A 17,786-nucleotide genomic window follows, 5' to 3' on the forward strand; every position below is an offset into this window, starting at 1 on the left:
CCCGCCCGTCATACGGCTTTGACGCGCCATCGATACAGTCCGGTATCGTGTGGCGCCTTCGGGGTTCTGTATGCTCTGTCTTTATGCGCCTCCGCTTGTGAGCTGGGGCAGTTCAGGCAGGACTCCTTTGATTAGGACTTGCCTTCGACTTTTTTCTTGGAGCGTGCGCGTGGTGATGAAGCGACCCTTTGCAGCAGCGATTGTCGTAGTTGGCTTTATGCTCGTTTTTCAGGCGTATGCGAAGGATGAAGTTGTTCTGACCGAGCCGGCCACCTTCGATGCGCAGAAAGCGAAGATCGAGGCGGAGATGGGGCAAGGTGGGGAATATGGCGAGATCAGCGCCGACAGGCGCGCCGAAGTCCGACGGCGGCTGGACAGCATTGGACTGGCGTTGGAAGCAGGCGGCGGGACCGCGAGCCGCATTTCCCCGGACCGGCAGGTGGATGTCTTCAATCACCAGGCGGCCATCAACCAGATTTTGACTGAAGCTCAGGCAGACAGCCGTGTGGTTTGCTCTCGTGAACGCAAGACAGGTTCCAAATTCCCGACCAATCGCTGCGTCACGGTGGCTGAAGCCAGGCGTGAACGCGAGGCTGCGCGCGAATGGTCCAGTACCCTCAACCGTGGCATGGAAAAAAAGGTGCCCTGAGTGCGCATTCTCGTCATCGAAGACAACCAGGACATCGCGGCCAACCTCGGGGATTACCTTGAGGACCGCGGTCATACCGTCGATTTCGCCGCCGATGGCGTGACCGGCCTGCACCTCGCCGTTGTCCACGACTTCGATGCGATCGTGCTCGACCTCAACCTGCCTGGCATGGACGGCCTGGAGGTCTGCCGCAAGCTGCGCAACGACGCGCGCAAGCAGACCCCGGTGCTGATGCTCACCGCCCGCGACAGCCTCGACAACAAGCTCGCCGGTTTCGATTCCGGCGCCGACGACTACCTGGTCAAACCCTTCGCGCTGCAGGAAGTGGAGGTGCGCCTGAATGCGCTCTCGCGCCGCGGCAAGGGCGTGCAGACGCGGGTGCTGGACGTGGGCGACGTCGAGTACAACCTCGACACGCTGGAAGTGCGCCGCCAGGGCAAACTGGTCCAGCTCAACCCGACCGCGCTCAAGATCCTGCAGGCGCTGATGGAAGCATCGCCGGCGGTGGTCACGCGCCAGGACCTCGAAACCCGCGTCTGGGGCGAGGAACTGCCTGACTCGGATTCGCTGCGCGTGCATATCCACGGCCTGCGCGCGGTGATCGACAAGCCCTTCCCGGTGCCGATGATCCAGACCCGACACGGCATCGGCTACCGCATCGCCGCGCCTGATGGCGCAGCCTGAGGAAACGGCGCCGGACGACAGCGTCCGCAGCCACCGGGGGCGACGCTACCGCAGGCGGCTGCGGACCCGGATCATCCTGTCGTTCGTGCTGCTGGGGCTGGGGCTGACCACGCTGTTCGCGGTGGCCACGCTGTACGTGCGCAGCAAGCTCGAGAAGCAGCTGATCGAGCAGACGCTCGAGCGCGAGGTGAGCAACCTGGTCGAGCAGGTCGAGCGCAATCCGGACGAGCCACCGTTCTTCCTGATCTTCGATGCGCGCACCTGGAGCCCGCAGAACGCGTTCAAGGTCGATCCGCTCTACCGCGACCTGCCGGCCGGCATCCACGATGTCCAGCAGCAGGCGCCCGACGGCGGCTGGCACGACTACAAGGTGGCGGTCCGCCAGGGCGTGAGTCCCACCGGCACGCCGTTCACCAGCCTGGTGCGCTACGACGTCACCGGTGCGTCGGAAACCGGCGCCAAGCTCATGCGCGCGCTGGTGCTGTCGGTGGTGCTGTTCTCGATCCTGTCGCTGGTGCTGGGCTGGTGGTCTGCGTCGCGGGTGATGAGCCCGGTGTCGGAACTGGCGCGCCGGCTTGGCAGCTCCGGCGGAACCACGCGGCCAGAGGCGCTTGCGGGGCACTTCCCGGACGACGAAGTCGGTGAGCTGGCCAAGGCCCTGGACGACTACGCCGCACGCCTGACCGAGGTCGTGCAGCGCGACCGCGAGTTCAACGCCGACGTGAGCCACGAGCTGCGCACGCCGCTGGCCGTGATCCGCGGTGCGGTCGAGCTGCTGCTCTCGCGCCCCGAAATCGACGCCAAGACCCGCGACCGCCTGCAGCGGATCCAGCGCGCCGAACAGCAGTGCACCGACCTAATCAGCGCGCTGCTGCTGCTTTCGCGCAACGAGCGCGGGCACGGCGCGACCGACGTGGCCAAGGTCGTCGAGCAGCTGTTCGATGCGCACCGCGGCCAGCTCGGCAGCAAGCCGCTGCAGCTGCGGGTGGAGGGCGTGCACGGCCAGGTCGTGGTCGACGCGCCCGAATCGGCGGTGACCGTTGCCCTGGGCAATCTGATCGGCAACGCGGTGAAGTACACGCGCGAGGGCGAGGTGGTCGTGCGCCTGCGCGGCAACAGGGTGGACGTGATCGATTCCGGCCCCGGGCTGAGCGCGGAGGACGCGGCACGTCTGTTCGAGCGCGGCTACCGCGGCACCCACGCCGAACATTCGCAGGGCGGCGGCATCGGCCTGTCGATCGTGCGCCGCCTGTGCGCGCTGTATGGCTGGAATGTGCGGGTGGTACCGGGCGAGGGGCGCGGCGTGGTGGCGACGCTGGCGTTCGAACCCGACCAGGACGGCGGCGTAGCGCGCTGAGCGGCGGGCCGTTGACGGCCACGCAACCCGATGCCCGGCATGATGGCCGTCCGGCCCTGCTTCGGAGGTGGCGATGTCCATGACCAGCAAGCTCGCACCGCGGTGGCGGGCAGTCGCACTTGGCCTGTGCGTCCCGGCCGCGGCCTGTGCCGGACAGGATCCGCCGGCAGGTGATGCCGCGCTACGGCAGCAGATGGTTGAACAACAGCTGGCGCCGCGCGGCATCGACGATGCCCGCGTGCTCGAGGCCATGCGCAACGTGCCGAGGCATCGCTTCGTACCCGATGCGGTGGCGCCTGATGCATACGACGACGGCCCGCTGTCGATCGGCTATGGCCAGACCATCTCGCAGCCCTACATCGTCGCGCTGATGACCCAACTGGCGCGGCCGGCGCCCGGCGACCGGGTGCTCGAGGTGGGGACCGGCTCGGGCTACCAGGCCGCGGTCCTGGCGGGCCTGGTGGAGCACGTGTACAGCATCGAGATCGTCGCGCCGCTGGCACAGCACGCGGCCGGGCTGCTGGGCGAACTCGGCTACGACAACGTGACCGTGAAAGCCGGCGACGGCTACGCCGGCTGGCCCGAACACGCGCCGTTCGACGCCATCGTGGTGACGGCCGCGCCCGAGCGCATTCCCGCGCCGCTGCTGGAGCAGCTGCGTCCCGGCGGACGACTGGTGATTCCGGTTGGGCCGGTGCATGCGACCCAGCAGCTGCGCGTGGTGGAGAAGGATGCGCAGGGAAGGCTGCACGAGCGCCACATCACGCCGGTCCGGTTCGTGCCGCTGACCGGCGAAGCGGCGGAGCGCGACCGGGGCGGGCGCTAGGGGTCGAGAGTTCGTCGCTCGGGCTGCCCCCACCCCAGCCCTCCCCCGCAAGCGGGGGAGGGGGCGAAAGCGCGGAGTTGCTCGCGGGAGGGTGCTGCAGGAAGGAGCGGATACCGCGACCGCTTCGTTCCGACTCCCTCCCCCGCCTGCGGGGGAGGGTTGGGGTGGGCGCCTGCCGCAGCAACACCCCCACCGAAGCGCGCTACACCGCTTCCAGCCAGCCGTGCGTGTCCGGGGTGCTGCCATCGAACAGCCCGAAGAACAGCGCCTGGATGCGGCGCGTCACCGGCCCGGCCTTGCCGGCGCCGACCTGGCGGCCGTCAACCGAGCGGATCGGAGTGATTTCCGCCGCCGTGCCGCACATGAACAGCTCGTCGCACAGGTACAGGTATTCGCGCGGCAGGTCACGCTCGACGACCTCCAGGCCCGCGCCGCGCGCCAGCGTGATGATCGAGTTGCGGGTCAGGCCATTGAGCAGGGCGGCGCTGACCGGCGTGGTGTGCAGCACGCCGTCGAACACCAGGAACAGGTTCTCGCCCGCGCCTTCGCTGAGCAGGCCGGTCGAGGCCAGCGCGATGCCCTCGCCGAATCCGAGCCTGCGCGCCTCGCGCGCGACCAGGGTGCCGGAGAGGTAGTTGCCGCCGGCCTTGGCGCCGGCCGGGATCGTGTTCGGCGCGAAACGCTGCCAGCTCGACACGCAGGCGTCGATGCCGTTCTCGAGCGCCTCGTCGCCGAGGTACTTGCCCATCTTCCAGGTCGCCACCGCCACGTCGACCGGCGTTTCCGCCGACAGGCCGAAGCCGCCGAGGCCGCGGTAGGCGACCGGGCGCAGGTAGTCGGTGGTGTTGCCGTTGGTCGTGATCACCTCGCGGCAGGCGGCGTTGATCTCGTCAAGCGAGTACGGGATGTCGATCTCGTGGATCTTCGCCGACTGGTACAGGCGCTTGTTGTGGTCGTTCAGGCGGAAGATCACCGGGCCGCTGGGAGTGTCGTAGCAGCGGATGCCCTCGAACACCGACGAGCCGTAATGCAGCGCGTGCGACATCACGTGGGTGGTTGCCTCGGCCCATGGCTTGACGCGGCCGTTGTGCCAGATCCATTGCGGGTACTGCATGGAGCGCCTCGATACGTTTGAAACCGTCATTCTGCCCGATCGCGGCGTATCGCCGTGCATCGCGCCTCCGGGCCACGTGGAAAGGGCGTCGCGATGCGCGCTACAGGCTCACCCACCAGCAGTCCAGGTGGCGGCGCAGCGACAGCACCGTCTGCATCGGGGTGATGCGGCCGCGCATGCTCTGCTCGACCACGAGTCCGGTCGGGGCACGTCGCGCGCTGTTGTTGCGCCCGGCCGCCGCCACGACCGACGGCGGCAGTTCCGCCTCAGGTGCCGCCGCTGCGGTCGTCTCCGGCGTGAGGCCCGGATTCTGCGCCATCGCCGCCCGGTCCGCGGTGCGCCAGGTCAGCGCCCCGGCGGCGGCGGTGTCGTCCGGCGCGCGGGCCGGCGCGTGCGGCTGCACGGGCACGATGCCGACCAGGGGACGATTCACGATGCCGTCCAGCCGGCCCATGATCGCGTGGGCGCCGCGTGTCGAGGTGCCGGGCCAGTGGTAGATGCCGGCCAGCCGGTTCACGTCGCGGTTGTCGATGGACGCGGTCAGCTCGAACACCAGGTCCTGCAGGTTGCGGCTGCAGTCGCGGCGGATCAGCCGCCCGCCCTGCTGCACCATGCTCTGGCGCGGGGCGCGCTCGGTGGCGCCGAGGTCGCTGCACTGGCGGTCGGTGTAGACGTGGCCGCCGTCTGCGGTCACGCAGCGGCGGATCTGCGCCTGCGCTTGGACGCCGGCCAGCGCGGCGGAGGCAAGGAGGGCGAGGCAGACGAGGAGAACGGGACGCATCGGGCCAGCCTAGCGCCGGCGCCGGAATGCGGGAAGGGCAGGCCGTCGCGCATTCAGCGGCGTGCCGGCACCGCCCCGCGCAGCGCCTGGGCGCAAGCGCCTGCGCCCAGGCGCTGCCTCATCCCAGTCGCGCGAGCACGGCCTGGGTGGGGCGGGCGAGATTGAGCGTGTAGAAGTGCAGTGCCGGCGCGCCGCCGGCGACCAGGCGCTCGCACAGGCGCGCGACGACGTCGGCACCGAACTCGCGGATGCTGTCGGCGTCGTCGCCCAGGGCCTGCATCTTGCGGGTGATCCAGCGCGGGATCTCGGCGCCGCACTGCTCGGAGAAGCGGCGCAGCTGGGCGAAGTTCGAGATCGGCATGATGCCGGGCACGATCGGCACCTCCACCCCGAGCGCGCGCACCGCGTCGACGAAGTGGAAATAGGCGTCGGAGTTGTAGAAATACTGCGTGATCGCCGCATTGGCGCCGGCGTCGACCTTGGTCTTGAAATGGCGCAGGTCGGCGAGCGCATCCTCGGCCTGCGGATGCGTCTCGGGATAGGCGCCGACCTCGATGTGGAAGTGGTCGCCGTGTTCGCCGCGGATGAAGGCGATCAGGTCCGAGGCGTAGCGCAGGTCGCCGGGCTGGCCCATGCCCGAGGGCAGGTCGCCGCGCAGCGCGACGATGCGGCGGCAGCCGAGTTCGCGGTATCTGTGCAGGAGTGCGGCGATCTCCGCGCGGGTGCCGCCGACGCAGGACAGGTGCGGCGCGGCATCGAGCCCGTGTGTCTCCAGCAGGCACTGCACGGTATCGGCGGTGTAGCTGAGCGTCGAGCCGCCGGCACCGAACGTGCACGACACGTACTCGGGCGCGTGCGCCTTGAGCCTGCCGACGGTGCGGTCGAGCTGTGCACGCTGTTCGTCGGTCTTGGGCGGATAGAACTCGAAGCTGATCGGAGTCATTGTTCGGCGCGGCCCGGCGGAGTCGGCGGATTATATCTCTATATCGCGATGGATGAGTAGAGATGGCAGATGCCAAGGACATGGCCGGGTAAGCTGCCCGCCTTTATCCGCGATGCCGCCTTCCCGCATGCAAATCACCCTCACCCCCTTCGCCCGTGCCCGCCTGTTCCCGCGCCAGCGGCGCGGCAACGCCGTCCAGGACTGCACCCCGCAGGAGTTCGAGCGACGCCTCAACGACGAGCCGCCGCTGCAGGTGCTCGAGGGCTACGCACCCTTCTGCCGCCTGCATGTGCACCGCAACTGGACCTCCACGCGCTGCCTGACGGTGCCGGTCGAGGATGCCAACCGCCACCTGCTGCGCTCGGCCTACGAGGCGCGCACGAAGGCCGAACTGCCGGTGCTGGTGCGCTGGTTCGAAGGCGTGGAGTCGCCGGTGGCGGGGTACCTCGTGGTCATCCTCTACAGCGCCGAGCAGCTGGCGAAGGAGGACGCGCCGATCGACGGCGACTGGGGCATCGTCGGCTGTCTGTACACCGCGACGCCCGAGGAAATCCCCATGGCGCCGGTCACCATGATGCGCAATGCATTGGGCGTGGACGAGGGTGGCTCGGGCGTGCCGCTGGACCGCGCGGCGTACGCGCGCAGCGTTGCGTTCTGGGAGGCCAACGCCAACTGGCGGCCACCGGCCTGAGCTCAGCGCAGGAAGTCGAGCAACAGCGCGTTGAACGCGGACGCGGATTCGATGTTGACGATATGGCGGCCGGGCAGGGCGACGTGCCTGCCGTTGGCGACGCCGTCGGCGATGGCCTGCAGCTCGGCGGGCGGGCAGACCGGGTCGTCGTCGCCGGATACCGCCAGCAGCGGCCGTTCGATCCGCGCGATGTCGCCGCGCAGGTCCGCTTCGGCGAGCGCAGCGCAGCAGCCGATGTAGGCCTCGGCCGAGACTTCCGTGAAACGCTTGAGGATTGCCTCGACCGCGTCCGGGTGCGCGGCGATGAAGCCGGGCGTGAACCAGCGTTCGGCGGTCGCGCTGATGACCGGCGCCAGTCCGCCGGCCTGTACCTGGGCAATGCGTGCGTTCCAGCCCTCGGCCGTGCCGATCCGGGAAGCGGTGGCGCATACGACCAGCCGGTCGATCCGTTCGCCGGCGTGGACGCCCAGCCACTGCCCGACCAGGCCGCCGATCGACAGCCCGCAGAAGTGCGTGCGTTCGATGCCCAGCGCATCCAGCAGCGCCAGCGCGTCGCCGCCAAGTTCGGCCAGCGTGTAGGGCGGCGGCGGCGCGGACGAGGCGCCGTGCCCGCGACGGTCGTAGCGCAGCACGCGGAAGTGGTCCGACAGGGCCGCGGCCTGCGCGTCCCACATCTGCAGGTCGGTGCCCAGCGAGTTGCACAGCAGCAGCCACGGGCCGGATTCGCCGTCGATGCGGTAGTGCAGGCGATGCCTGGGCAGGTCGAGGAAGGGCATGGCTCAGACCCGCTCGACCGCCAGCGCCAGGCCCATGCCGACGCCGATGCACAGCGTGGCCAGGCCGCGCCGCCCGCCGCTGCGCTCGAGCTGGTGGACCAGGGTCAGCGCCAGGCGCGCGCCGCTCATGCCCAGTGGATGGCCAAGCGCGATGGCGCCGCCGTTGGCGTTGACCTGCGGCGCGTTGTCCGGCAGGCCGAGCGCGCGCAGCACGGCCAGCGACTGGCTGGCGAAGGCCTCGTTGAGCTCGATCGCGTCGAAGTCGGCGATCCCGAGACCCAGGCGCGCCATCAGCTTGCGCGTGGCCGGCTCCGGGCCCATGCCCATCACCCGCGGCTCGACGCCGGCGGACGCCATGCCGAGGATGCGCGCGCGCGGCGTCAGGCCGAACGCCTTGACCGCCGCTTCGCTGGCGACGACCAGCGCGGCCGCGCCGTCGTTGATGCCTGATGCATTGCCGGCGGTGACCGTGCCCTCCGGAAACAGCGGGCGCAGCTTCGCCAACGCCTCGGCGGTGCTGCCTGCGCGCGGATGCTCGTCGACAGTGAACTCGACGGTCTCGCCGCGCTTCGCGCCGGGCACCGTCACCGGCACCATTTCCTCGGCGTAGAAGCCGGAGGCCTGCGCGGCGGCGGCGCGCTGCTGGCTGCGCAGGGCGAACGCGTCCTGATCCTCGCGCGTGATGCCGTGCTCGCGCGCCACGTTCTCGCCGGTCTGCGGCATGCTCTCGGTGCCATGCAACTCTTGCAGCCGCGGGTTGACGAAGCGCCAGCCCATGGTGGTGTCTTCCAGCTGCTGGCCACGGCCGAACGCCGTGTCCGGCTTGCCGATGACAAACGGCGCGCGCGTCATCGACTCTACGCCGCCGGCGATGGCCAGCGACAGGTCACCGCTGCGGATGCCGCGCGCGGCCTGGCCCACTGCTTCCAGGCCCGAGGCGCACAGGCGGTTGAGCGTCACCCCCGGCACCTGGACCGGCAGCCCGGCCAGCAGCAGGCTCATGCGCGCGACGTTGCGGTTGTCCTCGCCGGCCTGGTTGGCGCAGCCGTAGAAGACGTCCTCGATCGCGGATGGATCGAGGTTGGGGTTTCGCGCCAGCAGCGCGCGCAGCGGGACCGCACCCAGGTCGTCGGCACGGATCGCGGACAGCCCGCCGCCGTAGCGGCCGATGGGCGTGCGTACCGCGTCGCAGATGAAGGCTTCGCTCATGTCGTTTCTCCTTCGGCCATCTCCAGAGGCAGGCCGGTCATCTTTCGCAGGTCGTCGAGGCTCACGCCCTCGACCAGCTCGAGCACGCTTGCGCCGTCGCGGCCCACGGCAATCACGCCGACGTCGGTGTAGACGCGGGAGACGCAGCGCAGGCCGGTGAGCGGATAGCTGCATTCGGCGACCAGCTTGCTGTCACCATGCTTGGTCAGCAGGTCCATCATCACGAACACCTGCTTGGCGCCGATGGCGAGGTCCATCGCGCCGCCGACCGCGGGAATCGCACCGGGCGCGCCGGTGCTCCAGTTCGCCAGGTCGCCGTGCACCGACACCTGGAACGCGCCGAGCACGCAGATGTCGAGGTGGCCGCCGCGCATCATCGCGAACGAATCGGCGTGGTGGAAGAACGCGCCGCCGGTGAGCAGCGTCACCGGCTGCTTGCCGGCGTTGATCAGCTCCGGATCCTCCTCGCCGGGCGCCGGTGCCGGGCCCATGCCGAGCAGGCCGTTCTCGCTCTGCAGGAAGATTTCCTTGTCCTTGGGCAGGTAGTTGGCGACCGTCGTGGGCAGGCCGATGCCGAGGTTGACGTAGGCGCCCTCGTGGATGTCGCGGGCGACGCGCGCGGCCATCTGTTCGCGGCTCAGTCCGTTCATGCGGCAACTCCCACCTGGACCACGCGCTGCACGAAGATGCCGGGCGTGATGATGTGTTCGGGATCGAGCGCGCCCAGCGGCACCACCTCGCTCACCTGGACCACCGCGGTCGCCGCGGCCATGGCCATGATCGGACCGAAGTTGCGCGCGGTCTTGCGGTAGACCAGGTTGCCCCAGCGGTCGCCCTGCTGCGCCTTGATCAGGGCGAAGTCGGCGTGGATCGGATACTCGAGCACGTACTGCCTGCCGTTGATCTCGCGGGTTTCCTTGCCTTCCGCCAGGTCGGTGCCGTAGCCGGTCGGGGTGAAGATCGCGCCCAGGCCCTGTCCCGCGGCCTGGATGCGCGCGGCGAGGTTGCCCTGCGGCACCAGCTCCAGTTCGATCTCTCCGGCGTGGTAGGCCTTGTCGAAGTGCCAGGAGTCGCTCTGGCGCGGGAACGAGCACACCACCTTGCGCACGCGCCGGTTGGCGATCAGCGCGGCCAGCCCGGCGTCGCCGTTGCCGGCGTTGTTGTTGACGATGGTCAGCTCACGCGCGCCGTGGTCGATCAGCGCGTCAATCAGTTCGTCGGGCATGCCCGCCGTGCCGAAGCCGCCGACCATGACGGTTGCCCCGTCGGGGATATCGGCCACTGCGGACTGCAGGGTCCAGGTCGTCTTGTCGATCATGGCTGTCTTGCCTCTGCTGTCGGTGGGGCTTCGGGCGATGCGGCGATGTTCATCCCAGATCGCCGCCTGCCACCGGCAGCACGCTGCCGGTGATGTAGGACGCCTCGTCGGAAGCCAGGAACAGGATGGGCGCGGCCTGCTCTTCGATGCTGCCGTAGCGCTTGAGCAGGCTGGACGCCTTGACCTGCTCCACCACCTCGGCCATCCACCCCCGTTCGGCATCGGTATCGCCGGCGGCGTTGCGCGGGATCCGTCGCGGTGGTGCCTCGGTGCCGCCGGGCGCGGTCGCGACCACGCGGATGCCGCGCTGCGCGACCTCCATCGCCAGCGATTGGGTGATCGCGTTGATCCCGCCCTTCGCCGCCGAGTAGGGCACGCGGTGGATGCCACGCGTGGCGTTCGACGACACGTTGACGATGGTGCCGCCGCCGCGCGCGAACAGGTGCGGCAGCACTGCGTGGCAGCAGTACAGCGTGGGCATCAGCGAGCGGCGGATCTCCGCGTCGATGTGGTCCGGTTCGAACTCCGCGTAGGGACGCATGCGGATCGCGCCGCCGACGTTGTTCACCAGGATGTCGATCCCGCCGAAGCTTGCCGCGGCGAAGGCCATCGCCGCTTCGGCGCCAGCATGCGTCTCCAGGTCTGCCTCGAACGCTGCGCTTTCGCCCTGCGCCTCGGCAGCCACTTCGGAGACGAAGTCCGCGCGATCCACGAACACGACCTTGCCGCCCTCGGCCGCGGCGCGCAGCGCGACCGCGCGACCGATGCCCTGGGCCGCGCCGGTGACCACCAGCACCCTGCCGGCGAAACGGAGCGTGTTCATGCGGCCTTGTCCCGCGCCGGCGCGTTCGGCGTGAACTTCTCGTAGTGGAAGCTGGCCGGCTTCACCCCGGTCTCGTCGAAATGCCGGCGCACCGCGTCGACCATTGGCGGCGGGCCGCACAGGTACACGTCGACGTTGCCGCCGTGCAGCACGTCCGCCGGCATGTGCTGGGTGACCCAGCCCTTGCGCGGATGGCTGCTGGCCTCGTCGGCGATCACGGTGGTGAAGCTGAAGCCCGGCAGCCTTGCCGCATAGGCCTCGAGTTGTTCGACCAGCACCAGGTCGCTGTCGCGGGTCACGCCGTAGATCAGGTGCGCCGGCTGCGATGAACCGGACCGCAGCATCGCCTCCAGCATCGACAGGAACGGCGCCAGTCCGGTGCCGCCGGCGAGGAACAGCAGCGGGCGTTCGACCTTGCGCAGGTAGAAGCTGCCAAGGGGGCCGGTCAGCTCCAGCGCCTGGCCAGGCTGCACCGTGCCGAGCCATTCGCTCATCAGGCCACCGGCAATGCGCTTGATCAGGAAGCCCATGCGCCGTTCACCCGGCGCCGAACTGAAGCTGTAGGAGCGGGACTGGCCGCTGCCGGGCACTTCGATGTGGACATACTGGCCCGGCAGGAACACCGGCGCGACGTCCGCCACGTCCAGCTCCAGCACGATTGCCGCATCGTTGTGCTGCTCGACCCGCGTCACGGTCGCGCCGAACTTCGCGTTGCCGGTCTTGCAGGCGGTGGAGTCTGCAGGCACCGAGATCACGCAGTCCGACGCGGGCACCATCTGGCAGGTCAGTACCATGCCGGCCTGCTTCTCGCCCTCGCTGAGCGCGTCCTCGATATAGTCGTCGCCCAGGTCATAGCTGCCGCTCTCGGCGTGGCACTTGCAGGTGCCGCACACGCCGTCGGAGCAGTCCATCGGCAGGTTGATCCGGCTGCGGTACGCGGCATCCAGCACCTTCTCGCCTTCATGGCACTCGATGAAGCGGGTGACGCCGTCCTCGAAGTTCAAAGCGATCTGGTAACTCATAGGCCCTCCAGGCGGGCAGCGACGCCGGTCAGACGTGGTAGATGTCGATGACCTGGCGGATGTAGTCGTTCTTCAGCACGATCTTCTTGCTGCCGATCAGGAACCCGTCGCCTGCCTTGCGCAGGGTCACGAACATGGTCCCGAAGTACTGGTCGGTGGCCTTGTAGCGATGGCTGAGGGTGTGGAAGTTGTAGCGGACGTCGACCTCGTCACCGCGTTCGGCCAGCACCTCGACGTTGTGCACGCCGTGGCTGGTGCGCGGTTCGGGCATGGACGCGCTGGAGCGTTCGGTCTTGATGCGGAAGATGCGGTCTTCCAGGCCGGAGCGGTCCGGGTAGTAGATCAGCGAGATCTGCGACTGCGGATCCTCGGTGATCTGGTCGTCGTCGTCCCAGGCCGGCATCCAGTAGCTCGCGTCCTCGGCGTAGGTCGCCAGCCAGTCGTCCCATTGGCGCTCGTCGAGCAGGCGCGCTTCGCGGTAGAGGAAGGCGCAGATCGCCGCGTAGTCCGCGCTCATGCCGGCACCTCGTCGCGCTGCCGTTGCAGCGCGTCGCGCATGACCTTTGCCCAGTACTCGTGCTGGCGCACGAACAGGCCCTCGTCCTCGCTGCGTTCGCCCGACAGCGTGGGATTGAGGCCCATGCGCCTGGCGTTCTCGTCCGGGCCGTCGATCCACAGCGGCGCGCCGCGACTCATGTCGTTCCACAGCGCGGTGGTGGCGGCATAGCCGGCCTGGCAGGCGCGGAACTCCTCCAGGTCATCGGCGGTGCCCATGCCTGAGACGTTGAAGAAGTCCTCGTACTGGCGGATGCGCGTGGCGCGATCCTCGGCGCTCTCGCCCTTGGGCGCGAAGCAGAAGATGCTGACCTCGGTCTGGTCGACGCTGATCGGGCGCACCACCCTGATCTGGGTCGAGAACTGGTCCATCAGGAACACGTTCGGATACAGGCACAGGTTGCGGGTCTGGTTGACGATGAAGTCGGCGCGTTCCTCGCCCACGCGCGCGCTGATTTCGTCGCGCCGTCCGTACACCGGCCGCACCTCCGGGTTCATCGTGCGCGTCCACAGCAGCATGTGGCCGTTCTCGAAGCCGTAGACGCCGGCCGTACTCTTGCTCCAGCTGTTGGCGTCGACGGCCTTGGTGCCCTCTTCGCTGCGCCGGCTCATGGTCGCCGCATAGTTCCAGTGCACGCTGCTGACGTGGTAGCCGTCGCAGCCGTTCTCCATCTGCAGCTTCCAGTTGCCGTCGTAGACGTAGGAAGAATTGCCGCGCAGCACCTCCAGGCCATCGGGGGACTGGTCGACGATCTGGTCGATGATGACCCGGGTCTCGCCGAGGTAATCCTCCAGCGGCGCGACGTCCGGATTGAGGCTGCCGAACAGAAATCCACGGTAGTTCTGGAAGCGGGCGACGCGGCGCAGGTCGTGCGAGCCTTCCTGGTTGAACTGCGGCGGGTACTGCGTGGTCTTCGCGTCCTTGACCTTGAGCAGCTTGCCGCTGTTGGCGAAGGTCCAGCCGTGGAACGGGCAGGTGAAGCTGCCCTTGTTGCCGTGCTTGCGCCGGCACAGCATGGCGCCCTTGTGCGCGCAGGCGTTGATCACCGCATGCAGCTCGCCGGCCTTGTCGCGGGTGACGATGATCGGCTGGCGGCCGATATGGGTGGTGTAGTAGTCGTTGTTGTCCGGGATCTGGCTTTCGTGCGCCAGGTAGACCCAGTTGCCCTCGAAGATGGCCTCCATCTCGAGTTCGAACAGATCGGCATTGGTGAAGATGTCGCGGCGGCAGCGGAACACGCCTGCGTCCTTGTCGTCCTGCACCGCGGTGGCGAGCAGGCGGTCGAGCTCCTGGGTGTTGTCGATGACGGCGGACATGACAGGTCTCCCGATGGGGGTTCGATGTCGCCCGGAACGGGCGGCGGATGCGGCGGAGGCGCGGGGCTGCGGTCAGGCGGCGGCGCGCACCCGGAGTTGGTTGATCTGGTTGTCGACGCCGTCGACCAACGCGGTCACGGTGAAGTCGAATGCGATCTCGGCGAAGGGCCCATCCATGCCGGCCTCGCGGATGGCGTCGGCATCGCTGTGTTCGACGGCTTCGGCCACCAGGTCGTCGCGGGTGGCGTAGGCGAAGTCGTCGTTCACCAGCGGATCGCCGGCCAGGTTGATCTGGGTGGTCAGCTTGCGGTGGCCGTCGGCGGTGATGAAGAAGTGGATGTGCGCCGGGCGCAGGCCGTGCCGGCCGAGCGAGGACAGCAGCTGCTCGGTCGGGCTGCCCGGCGGCACGCCATAGCCGCTGGGCATGATGCTGCGGAAGCGGTAGCGCCCCTGGTCGTCTGCGACGATGGTGCGGCGCATGTTGAACGGCGCCTGCCTGCCGGTCGGATCGAAGTGCGAATAGAAGCCGCGGGTATCGCAGTGCCAGACCTCGACCGTGGCGCCGGGCAGGGGACTGCCGTCGGGCGCGCGCACCGTGCCGTGCATCACCAGCGGCTGGCCGTCGGTGTCGCTGCCGTCATCCAGGCGCGCGAAGCCCTGTTCGACCGGCGCGCCGGCCACGTACAGCGGGCCTTCGATGGTGCGCGGCGTGCAGCCGCTGACGCCGGCCTGTGCGTCGATCGCGTCCAGGCGCATGTCGAGGAAGTGGTCCAGGCCCAGGCCGGGGGAGATCAGACCCGCCTGTCCGGCAGCGCCGAGCGCGTTGAGCCAGGCGATGCCGGTCCAGTATTCGTCGGGCGTGATGTCGAGATCGTCGATCGCCCGGAACAGGTCCGACATCAGGCGATGGATGATCTGCTTGCTGCGCGGGTCGCCGCCGTCCGTGTCCAGTCCGCTGACGGTTTTCAGGAAGTCCTGGACTTCAGGCGTATCGAAGATCTTGACGCTCATGGTGCCGCTCCTGTCGTGGTTGCGTTGGCTGCCCGGTGAGCCCGGGCTGCGTGGCGGAAGTCTGCTAGCGGTCGTCCTCGCGGATCGACGAGGGGTGCCGGCACAGCGGCGCCACCGAGATGTCCATGTACGGAAACAGCGGCAGGCCGGTGAGCAGCTCGTGCAGCTCCTGGTTGTCGGCGACGTCGAAGACGCTGTAGTTGGCGAACTCGCCGGCGATGCGCCAGATGTGGCGCCACTTGCCGCTGCGCTGCAGCTGCTGCGAGTAGGCCTTTTCGGTTGCCTTGAGTTCGGCGGCCCGTGCCGGGTCCATGTCGACCGGCAGGTTCACGTCCATTCGCACATGGAAGAGCATGGCGTCAGTTCCCGGTTGCGGAAGGGGGGAGGGAGGTGGTCCGGCGCGACGCGTCGCGCCGGAAGAACTGCACGCGGTCCTCGTCCAGGGCGATGCCGAGGCCGGGGCCGTCGGGAACCGTCAGGTGGAAGTCGCTGTAGTCCAGCGGCGTGGCAAGGATTTCTTCGGTCAGCAGCAGCGGCCCGAACAGTTCGGTGCCCCACTGCAGGTTGGCGAAGGCGGCAAAGGCGTGCGCCGAGGCGATGGTGCCGACCGCGCCCTCGAGCATGGTGCCGCCGTACAGTTCGATGCCGGCCGCGTCGGCGATCGCCGCCACCCGCAGCGCATTGAACAGGCCGCCGGACTGCTCGACCTTGACCGCGAACACGTCCGCGCCCGCCGCCTTCGCGATCGCGAACGCAGACTCCGGCCCGTGCAGCGATTCGTCGGCCATCAGCGCAAGCGGGAAGCGACGCATCAGGCGCGCCAGCCCGGCGGCGCTGGCCACCGGCTGTTCGACCAGCTCGCAGCCGGCGTCGGCCAGCGCGGCCATGCCCCAGGCGGCCCGGGTTTCGCTCCAGGCCATGTTGACGTCCACGCGCACCGCGGCGCGGTCGCCCAGCGCACGCTTGATGGCGGCGACGTGGGCGATGTCCTCGTCGATCGGCCTGGCGCCGATCTTGAGCTTGAAGACGTTGTGCCGGCGCAGGTCGAGCATGCGTTCGGCTTCGGCGATGTCGCGCGCGGTGTCGCCCGAGGCCAGCGTCCAGGCGACCGGCAGCCGCTCGCGACGGCGGCCGCCCAGCAGCTCGGACAGCGGCAGACCGGTGCGCTGGCCCTGGGCGTCGAGCAGGGCGGTCTCGACCGCACTCTTGGCGAAGCGGTTCTCCTTCACCGCGCGGCCCAGGCGCGCCATCAGCGCCTGCACCCGGCTCGCGTCCTGGCCGAGCAGGACCGGCGCGAAATAGGTGTCGACGGCCAGCTTCATGCCTTCCGGGCTCTCGCCGCCGTAGGCCAGCCCGCCGATGGTGGTGCCCTCGCCGATGCCGACCACGCCGTCGGCGCAGTGGATGCGCACCAGCATCAGGGTCTGGCCGTCCATCGTCGCCACCGACAGCTTGTGGGGGCGGATGGTCGGCAGGTCGATCAGGAGTGTCTCGATCCGCTCGATCGAATGGGCGCTGGAAGGGACCGGGGTCAGGACTGCGTTCATGGCTGTTGTTATGCGCCGCCATGGATGGTGCGTCCAACACGATTTTCGTGTAATTCGATACCCTGAAGGTATGATTACGCCGTAACTATTGATTCCGTTGGATTGTGCGGTCGCACAATTCGATCCATCGCCAGATCGAGACTGTCATGGACCTGCGCCAGCTCCGCTACTTCCTCGCCGTGGCCCGCGAGCGCAACTTCACCCGCGCCGCGGAAACGCTGCACATCGCGCAGCCGCCGCTGAGCCGCCAGATCCAGCTGTTGGAGGAAGAACTCGGCGTCCTGCTGATCTCCCGCAGCAGCCGCCCGCTGCGCCTGACCGACGCCGGCCGCCTGTTCCGCGAGCAGGCGCTGCAGATCCTCGGCCGCGTCGAGCAGATGAAGGCCGCGACGCAGCGCGTGGGCAAGAACGAACGCAGCGTGTTCACCATCGGCTTCGTCGCCTCGACCCTCTACGGCGGCCTGCCGATGCTGGTACGCAAGCTGCGCGAGCATGCGCCGGAGCTCGACATCAGGCTGCTGGAAATGATGTCGCTGCAGCAGATCGAGGCGCTCAAGGCCGGCCGCATCGATGTCGGCTTCGGCCGCGTGCGCAGCAATGATCCGGCGGTCGAGCGCATCGTGCTGCGCGAGGAGCGCCTGCTGCTGGCGATCCCGCCCGGCACGCCGCTGGACGCCAGCACCGATCCGGTCGCCATCGCCGACCTCGCCGGAACCCACCTGATCGTCTATCCGAAGGAACCGCGCCCGAGCTTCGCCGACCAGGTGCTGACCCTGCTGCACGACCACGGCGTGCGCCCGGCCGAGGTGCAGGAAGTGCGCGAACTGCAAACCGCGGTGGGGCTGGTCGCCGCCGAGGCCGGCGTCTGCGTCATTCCCGCGGCCGCGCGCTCGCTGCGCACCGACCTGCACTATCGGCTGATCGACGACGAGCGTGCGACCTCGCCGATCATCCTGAGCCATCGCGTCAACGATGGCTCCCGGCACGTCGAACTGGTCAAGCAGCTGCTGCGGGAGATCTACGCCGAGAAGCCGTCGTGGCTGGATGCCGCGCACAACCGCCTGCCGGAGCAGGCGGTGGAGGAGGCGCCGAAGCGCCCGCGCCGGGGCGGTTGAGCCCGGCTTCGGCGCCGATATCGCCGCAGGCGTTGCAGCCGCTGTCGG

Annotated in this window: 20 protein-coding genes; 6 read left to right on the forward strand and 14 right to left on the reverse strand. The window is 69.0% G+C overall.

The annotated features are described in order from the left end of the window. Positions 1–169 precede the first annotated feature (169 nt). From ACW5DW_RS03160 to ACW5DW_RS03175, 4 genes are all read left to right on the forward strand, one after another. Positions 170–649: a hypothetical protein gene (locus tag ACW5DW_RS03160; RefSeq protein ID WP_457017323.1), complete on the forward strand. Its 480-nt coding sequence runs from the start codon at positions 170–172 to the stop codon at positions 647–649. Further along, a complete protein-coding gene (locus tag ACW5DW_RS03165) occupies positions 650–1,333 on the forward strand; it encodes a response regulator transcription factor (protein ID WP_457017324.1) in 684 nt (227 codons plus the stop codon). Then, positions 1,320–2,690 (forward strand): sensor histidine kinase, encoded by a 1,371-nt coding sequence (locus ACW5DW_RS03170; protein ID WP_457017325.1) that lies wholly within the window; start codon positions 1,320–1,322, stop codon positions 2,688–2,690. The genes ACW5DW_RS03165 and ACW5DW_RS03170 overlap by 14 nt, the downstream gene beginning before the upstream one ends. Before the next feature lie 193 nt (positions 2,691–2,883). Then, entirely contained in the window at positions 2,884–3,516 is a 633-nt protein-coding gene (locus ACW5DW_RS03175; protein ID WP_457017326.1) for a protein-L-isoaspartate(D-aspartate) O-methyltransferase, read from the forward strand. A 202-nt stretch (positions 3,517–3,718) separates the two neighbouring features. Here the strand turns inward: ACW5DW_RS03175 and ACW5DW_RS03180 are convergent, their stop codons facing one another. From ACW5DW_RS03180 to metF, 3 genes are all read right to left on the reverse strand, one after another. Then, complete coding sequence (locus ACW5DW_RS03180) at positions 3,719–4,630, reverse strand: branched-chain amino acid transaminase (RefSeq protein ID WP_457017327.1); 912 nt, start codon at positions 4,628–4,630, stop codon at positions 3,719–3,721. Positions 4,631–4,730: 100 nt separating this feature from the next. Beyond that, positions 4,731–5,411: a hypothetical protein gene (locus tag ACW5DW_RS03185; protein ID WP_457017328.1), complete on the reverse strand. Its 681-nt coding sequence runs from the start codon at positions 5,409–5,411 to the stop codon at positions 4,731–4,733. Positions 5,412–5,529: 118 nt separating this feature from the next. Further along, entirely contained in the window at positions 5,530–6,354 is an 825-nt protein-coding gene (gene metF, locus ACW5DW_RS03190; protein ID WP_457017329.1) for a methylenetetrahydrofolate reductase [NAD(P)H], read from the reverse strand. A 127-nt stretch (positions 6,355–6,481) separates the two neighbouring features. Between metF and ACW5DW_RS03195 the strand changes: the two genes are divergently transcribed. Beyond that, entirely contained in the window at positions 6,482–7,045 is a 564-nt protein-coding gene (locus ACW5DW_RS03195; protein ID WP_457017330.1) for a DUF3228 family protein, read from the forward strand. A 2-nt stretch (positions 7,046–7,047) separates the two neighbouring features. Here the strand turns inward: ACW5DW_RS03195 and pcaD are convergent, their stop codons facing one another. The 11 genes from pcaD to ACW5DW_RS03250 all read right to left on the reverse strand — a co-directional run bounded on the left by pcaD (position 7,048) and on the right by ACW5DW_RS03250 (position 16,623). Further along, on the reverse strand, positions 7,048–7,821 hold the full coding sequence (gene pcaD, locus ACW5DW_RS03200; RefSeq protein WP_457017331.1) for a 3-oxoadipate enol-lactonase: 774 nt from the start codon (positions 7,819–7,821) through the stop codon (positions 7,048–7,050). 3 nt (positions 7,822–7,824) lie between these two features. Then, positions 7,825–9,030 (reverse strand): 3-oxoadipyl-CoA thiolase, encoded by a 1,206-nt coding sequence (gene pcaF / locus ACW5DW_RS03205; RefSeq protein ID WP_457017332.1) that lies wholly within the window; start codon positions 9,028–9,030, stop codon positions 7,825–7,827. Continuing rightward, a complete protein-coding gene (locus tag ACW5DW_RS03210) occupies positions 9,027–9,680 on the reverse strand; it encodes a 3-oxoacid CoA-transferase subunit B (RefSeq protein ID WP_457017333.1) in 654 nt (217 codons plus the stop codon). The genes pcaF and ACW5DW_RS03210 overlap by 4 nt, the downstream gene beginning before the upstream one ends. Next, positions 9,677–10,348 carry a 3-oxoacid CoA-transferase subunit A gene (locus tag ACW5DW_RS03215; RefSeq protein WP_457017334.1) on the reverse strand — a complete coding sequence of 224 codons (672 nt, stop codon included), beginning with the start codon at positions 10,346–10,348 and terminating at the stop codon, positions 9,677–9,679. The genes ACW5DW_RS03210 and ACW5DW_RS03215 overlap by 4 nt, the downstream gene beginning before the upstream one ends. A 49-nt stretch (positions 10,349–10,397) precedes the next feature. Then, a complete protein-coding gene (benD, locus tag ACW5DW_RS03220; RefSeq protein WP_457017335.1) occupies positions 10,398–11,171 on the reverse strand; it encodes a benzoate diol dehydrogenase BenD in 774 nt (257 codons plus the stop codon). Further along, positions 11,168–12,193 carry a benzoate 1,2-dioxygenase electron transfer component BenC gene (benC, locus tag ACW5DW_RS03225; RefSeq protein ID WP_457017336.1) on the reverse strand — a complete coding sequence of 342 codons (1,026 nt, stop codon included), beginning with the start codon at positions 12,191–12,193 and terminating at the stop codon, positions 11,168–11,170. The genes benD and benC overlap by 4 nt, the downstream gene beginning before the upstream one ends. Positions 12,194–12,221: 28 nt before the next feature. Next, positions 12,222–12,710 (reverse strand): benzoate 1,2-dioxygenase small subunit, encoded by a 489-nt coding sequence (benB, locus tag ACW5DW_RS03230; RefSeq protein WP_457017337.1) that lies wholly within the window; start codon positions 12,708–12,710, stop codon positions 12,222–12,224. After that, a complete protein-coding gene (locus ACW5DW_RS03235) occupies positions 12,707–14,065 on the reverse strand; it encodes a Rieske 2Fe-2S domain-containing protein (protein WP_457017338.1) in 1,359 nt (452 codons plus the stop codon). Before ACW5DW_RS03235 ends, benB begins: the two co-directional genes overlap by 4 nt. A gap of 72 nt (positions 14,066–14,137) precedes the next feature. Continuing rightward, positions 14,138–15,076 carry a catechol 1,2-dioxygenase gene (gene catA / locus ACW5DW_RS03240; RefSeq protein WP_457017339.1) on the reverse strand — a complete coding sequence of 313 codons (939 nt, stop codon included), beginning with the start codon at positions 15,074–15,076 and terminating at the stop codon, positions 14,138–14,140. A gap of 64 nt (positions 15,077–15,140) precedes the next feature. Then, positions 15,141–15,431, reverse strand: a complete 291-nt coding sequence (gene catC, locus ACW5DW_RS03245) for a muconolactone Delta-isomerase (RefSeq protein ID WP_457017340.1) — start codon at positions 15,429–15,431, stop codon at positions 15,141–15,143. Between the two features lie 4 nt (positions 15,432–15,435). Beyond that, positions 15,436–16,623: a muconate/chloromuconate family cycloisomerase gene (locus ACW5DW_RS03250; RefSeq protein ID WP_457017341.1), complete on the reverse strand. Its 1,188-nt coding sequence runs from the start codon at positions 16,621–16,623 to the stop codon at positions 15,436–15,438. 146 nt (positions 16,624–16,769) lie between these two features. On the opposite strand from ACW5DW_RS03250, the gene ACW5DW_RS03255 reads away from it, so the two are divergent. Then, positions 16,770–17,738: a LysR family transcriptional regulator gene (locus tag ACW5DW_RS03255; RefSeq protein WP_457017342.1), complete on the forward strand. Its 969-nt coding sequence runs from the start codon at positions 16,770–16,772 to the stop codon at positions 17,736–17,738. Positions 17,739–17,786 lie beyond the last annotated feature (48 nt).

The organism is Luteimonas sp. A482, from assembly GCF_054072655.1.

What these genes read in the sequence shown, in the direction of transcription:
- ACW5DW_RS03170 (WP_457017325.1), top strand. Translation starts at nt 1,320, where the DNA reads ATGGCGCAGCCTGAGGAAACGGCGCCGGACGACAGCGTCCGCAGCCAC.
- ACW5DW_RS03175 (WP_457017326.1), top strand. Translation starts at nt 2,884, where the DNA reads ATGGTTGAACAACAGCTGGCGCCGCGCGGCATCGACGATGCCCGCGTG.
- ACW5DW_RS03180 (WP_457017327.1), bottom strand. Translation starts at nt 4,630, where the DNA reads ATGCAGTACCCGCAATGGATCTGGCACAACGGCCGCGTCAAGCCATGG.
- ACW5DW_RS03185 (WP_457017328.1), bottom strand. Translation starts at nt 5,411, where the DNA reads ATGCGTCCCGTTCTCCTCGTCTGCCTCGCCCTCCTTGCCTCCGCCGCG.
- metF (WP_457017329.1), bottom strand. Translation starts at nt 6,354, where the DNA reads ATGACTCCGATCAGCTTCGAGTTCTATCCGCCCAAGACCGACGAACAG.
- ACW5DW_RS03195 (WP_457017330.1), top strand. Translation starts at nt 6,482, where the DNA reads ATGCAAATCACCCTCACCCCCTTCGCCCGTGCCCGCCTGTTCCCGCGC.
- pcaD (WP_457017331.1), bottom strand. Translation starts at nt 7,821, where the DNA reads ATGCCCTTCCTCGACCTGCCCAGGCATCGCCTGCACTACCGCATCGAC.
- pcaF (WP_457017332.1), bottom strand. Translation starts at nt 9,030, where the DNA reads ATGAGCGAAGCCTTCATCTGCGACGCGGTACGCACGCCCATCGGCCGC.
- ACW5DW_RS03210 (WP_457017333.1), bottom strand. Translation starts at nt 9,680, where the DNA reads ATGAACGGACTGAGCCGCGAACAGATGGCCGCGCGCGTCGCCCGCGAC.
- ACW5DW_RS03215 (WP_457017334.1), bottom strand. Translation starts at nt 10,348, where the DNA reads ATGATCGACAAGACGACCTGGACCCTGCAGTCCGCAGTGGCCGATATC.
- benD (WP_457017335.1), bottom strand. Translation starts at nt 11,171, where the DNA reads ATGAACACGCTCCGTTTCGCCGGCAGGGTGCTGGTGGTCACCGGCGCG.
- benC (WP_457017336.1), bottom strand. Translation starts at nt 12,193, where the DNA reads ATGAGTTACCAGATCGCTTTGAACTTCGAGGACGGCGTCACCCGCTTC.
- benB (WP_457017337.1), bottom strand. Translation starts at nt 12,710, where the DNA reads ATGAGCGCGGACTACGCGGCGATCTGCGCCTTCCTCTACCGCGAAGCG.
- ACW5DW_RS03235 (WP_457017338.1), bottom strand. Translation starts at nt 14,065, where the DNA reads ATGTCCGCCGTCATCGACAACACCCAGGAGCTCGACCGCCTGCTCGCC.
- catA (WP_457017339.1), bottom strand. Translation starts at nt 15,076, where the DNA reads ATGAGCGTCAAGATCTTCGATACGCCTGAAGTCCAGGACTTCCTGAAA.
- catC (WP_457017340.1), bottom strand. Translation starts at nt 15,431, where the DNA reads ATGCTCTTCCATGTGCGAATGGACGTGAACCTGCCGGTCGACATGGAC.
- ACW5DW_RS03250 (WP_457017341.1), bottom strand. Translation starts at nt 16,623, where the DNA reads ATGAACGCAGTCCTGACCCCGGTCCCTTCCAGCGCCCATTCGATCGAG.
- ACW5DW_RS03255 (WP_457017342.1), top strand. Translation starts at nt 16,770, where the DNA reads ATGGACCTGCGCCAGCTCCGCTACTTCCTCGCCGTGGCCCGCGAGCGC.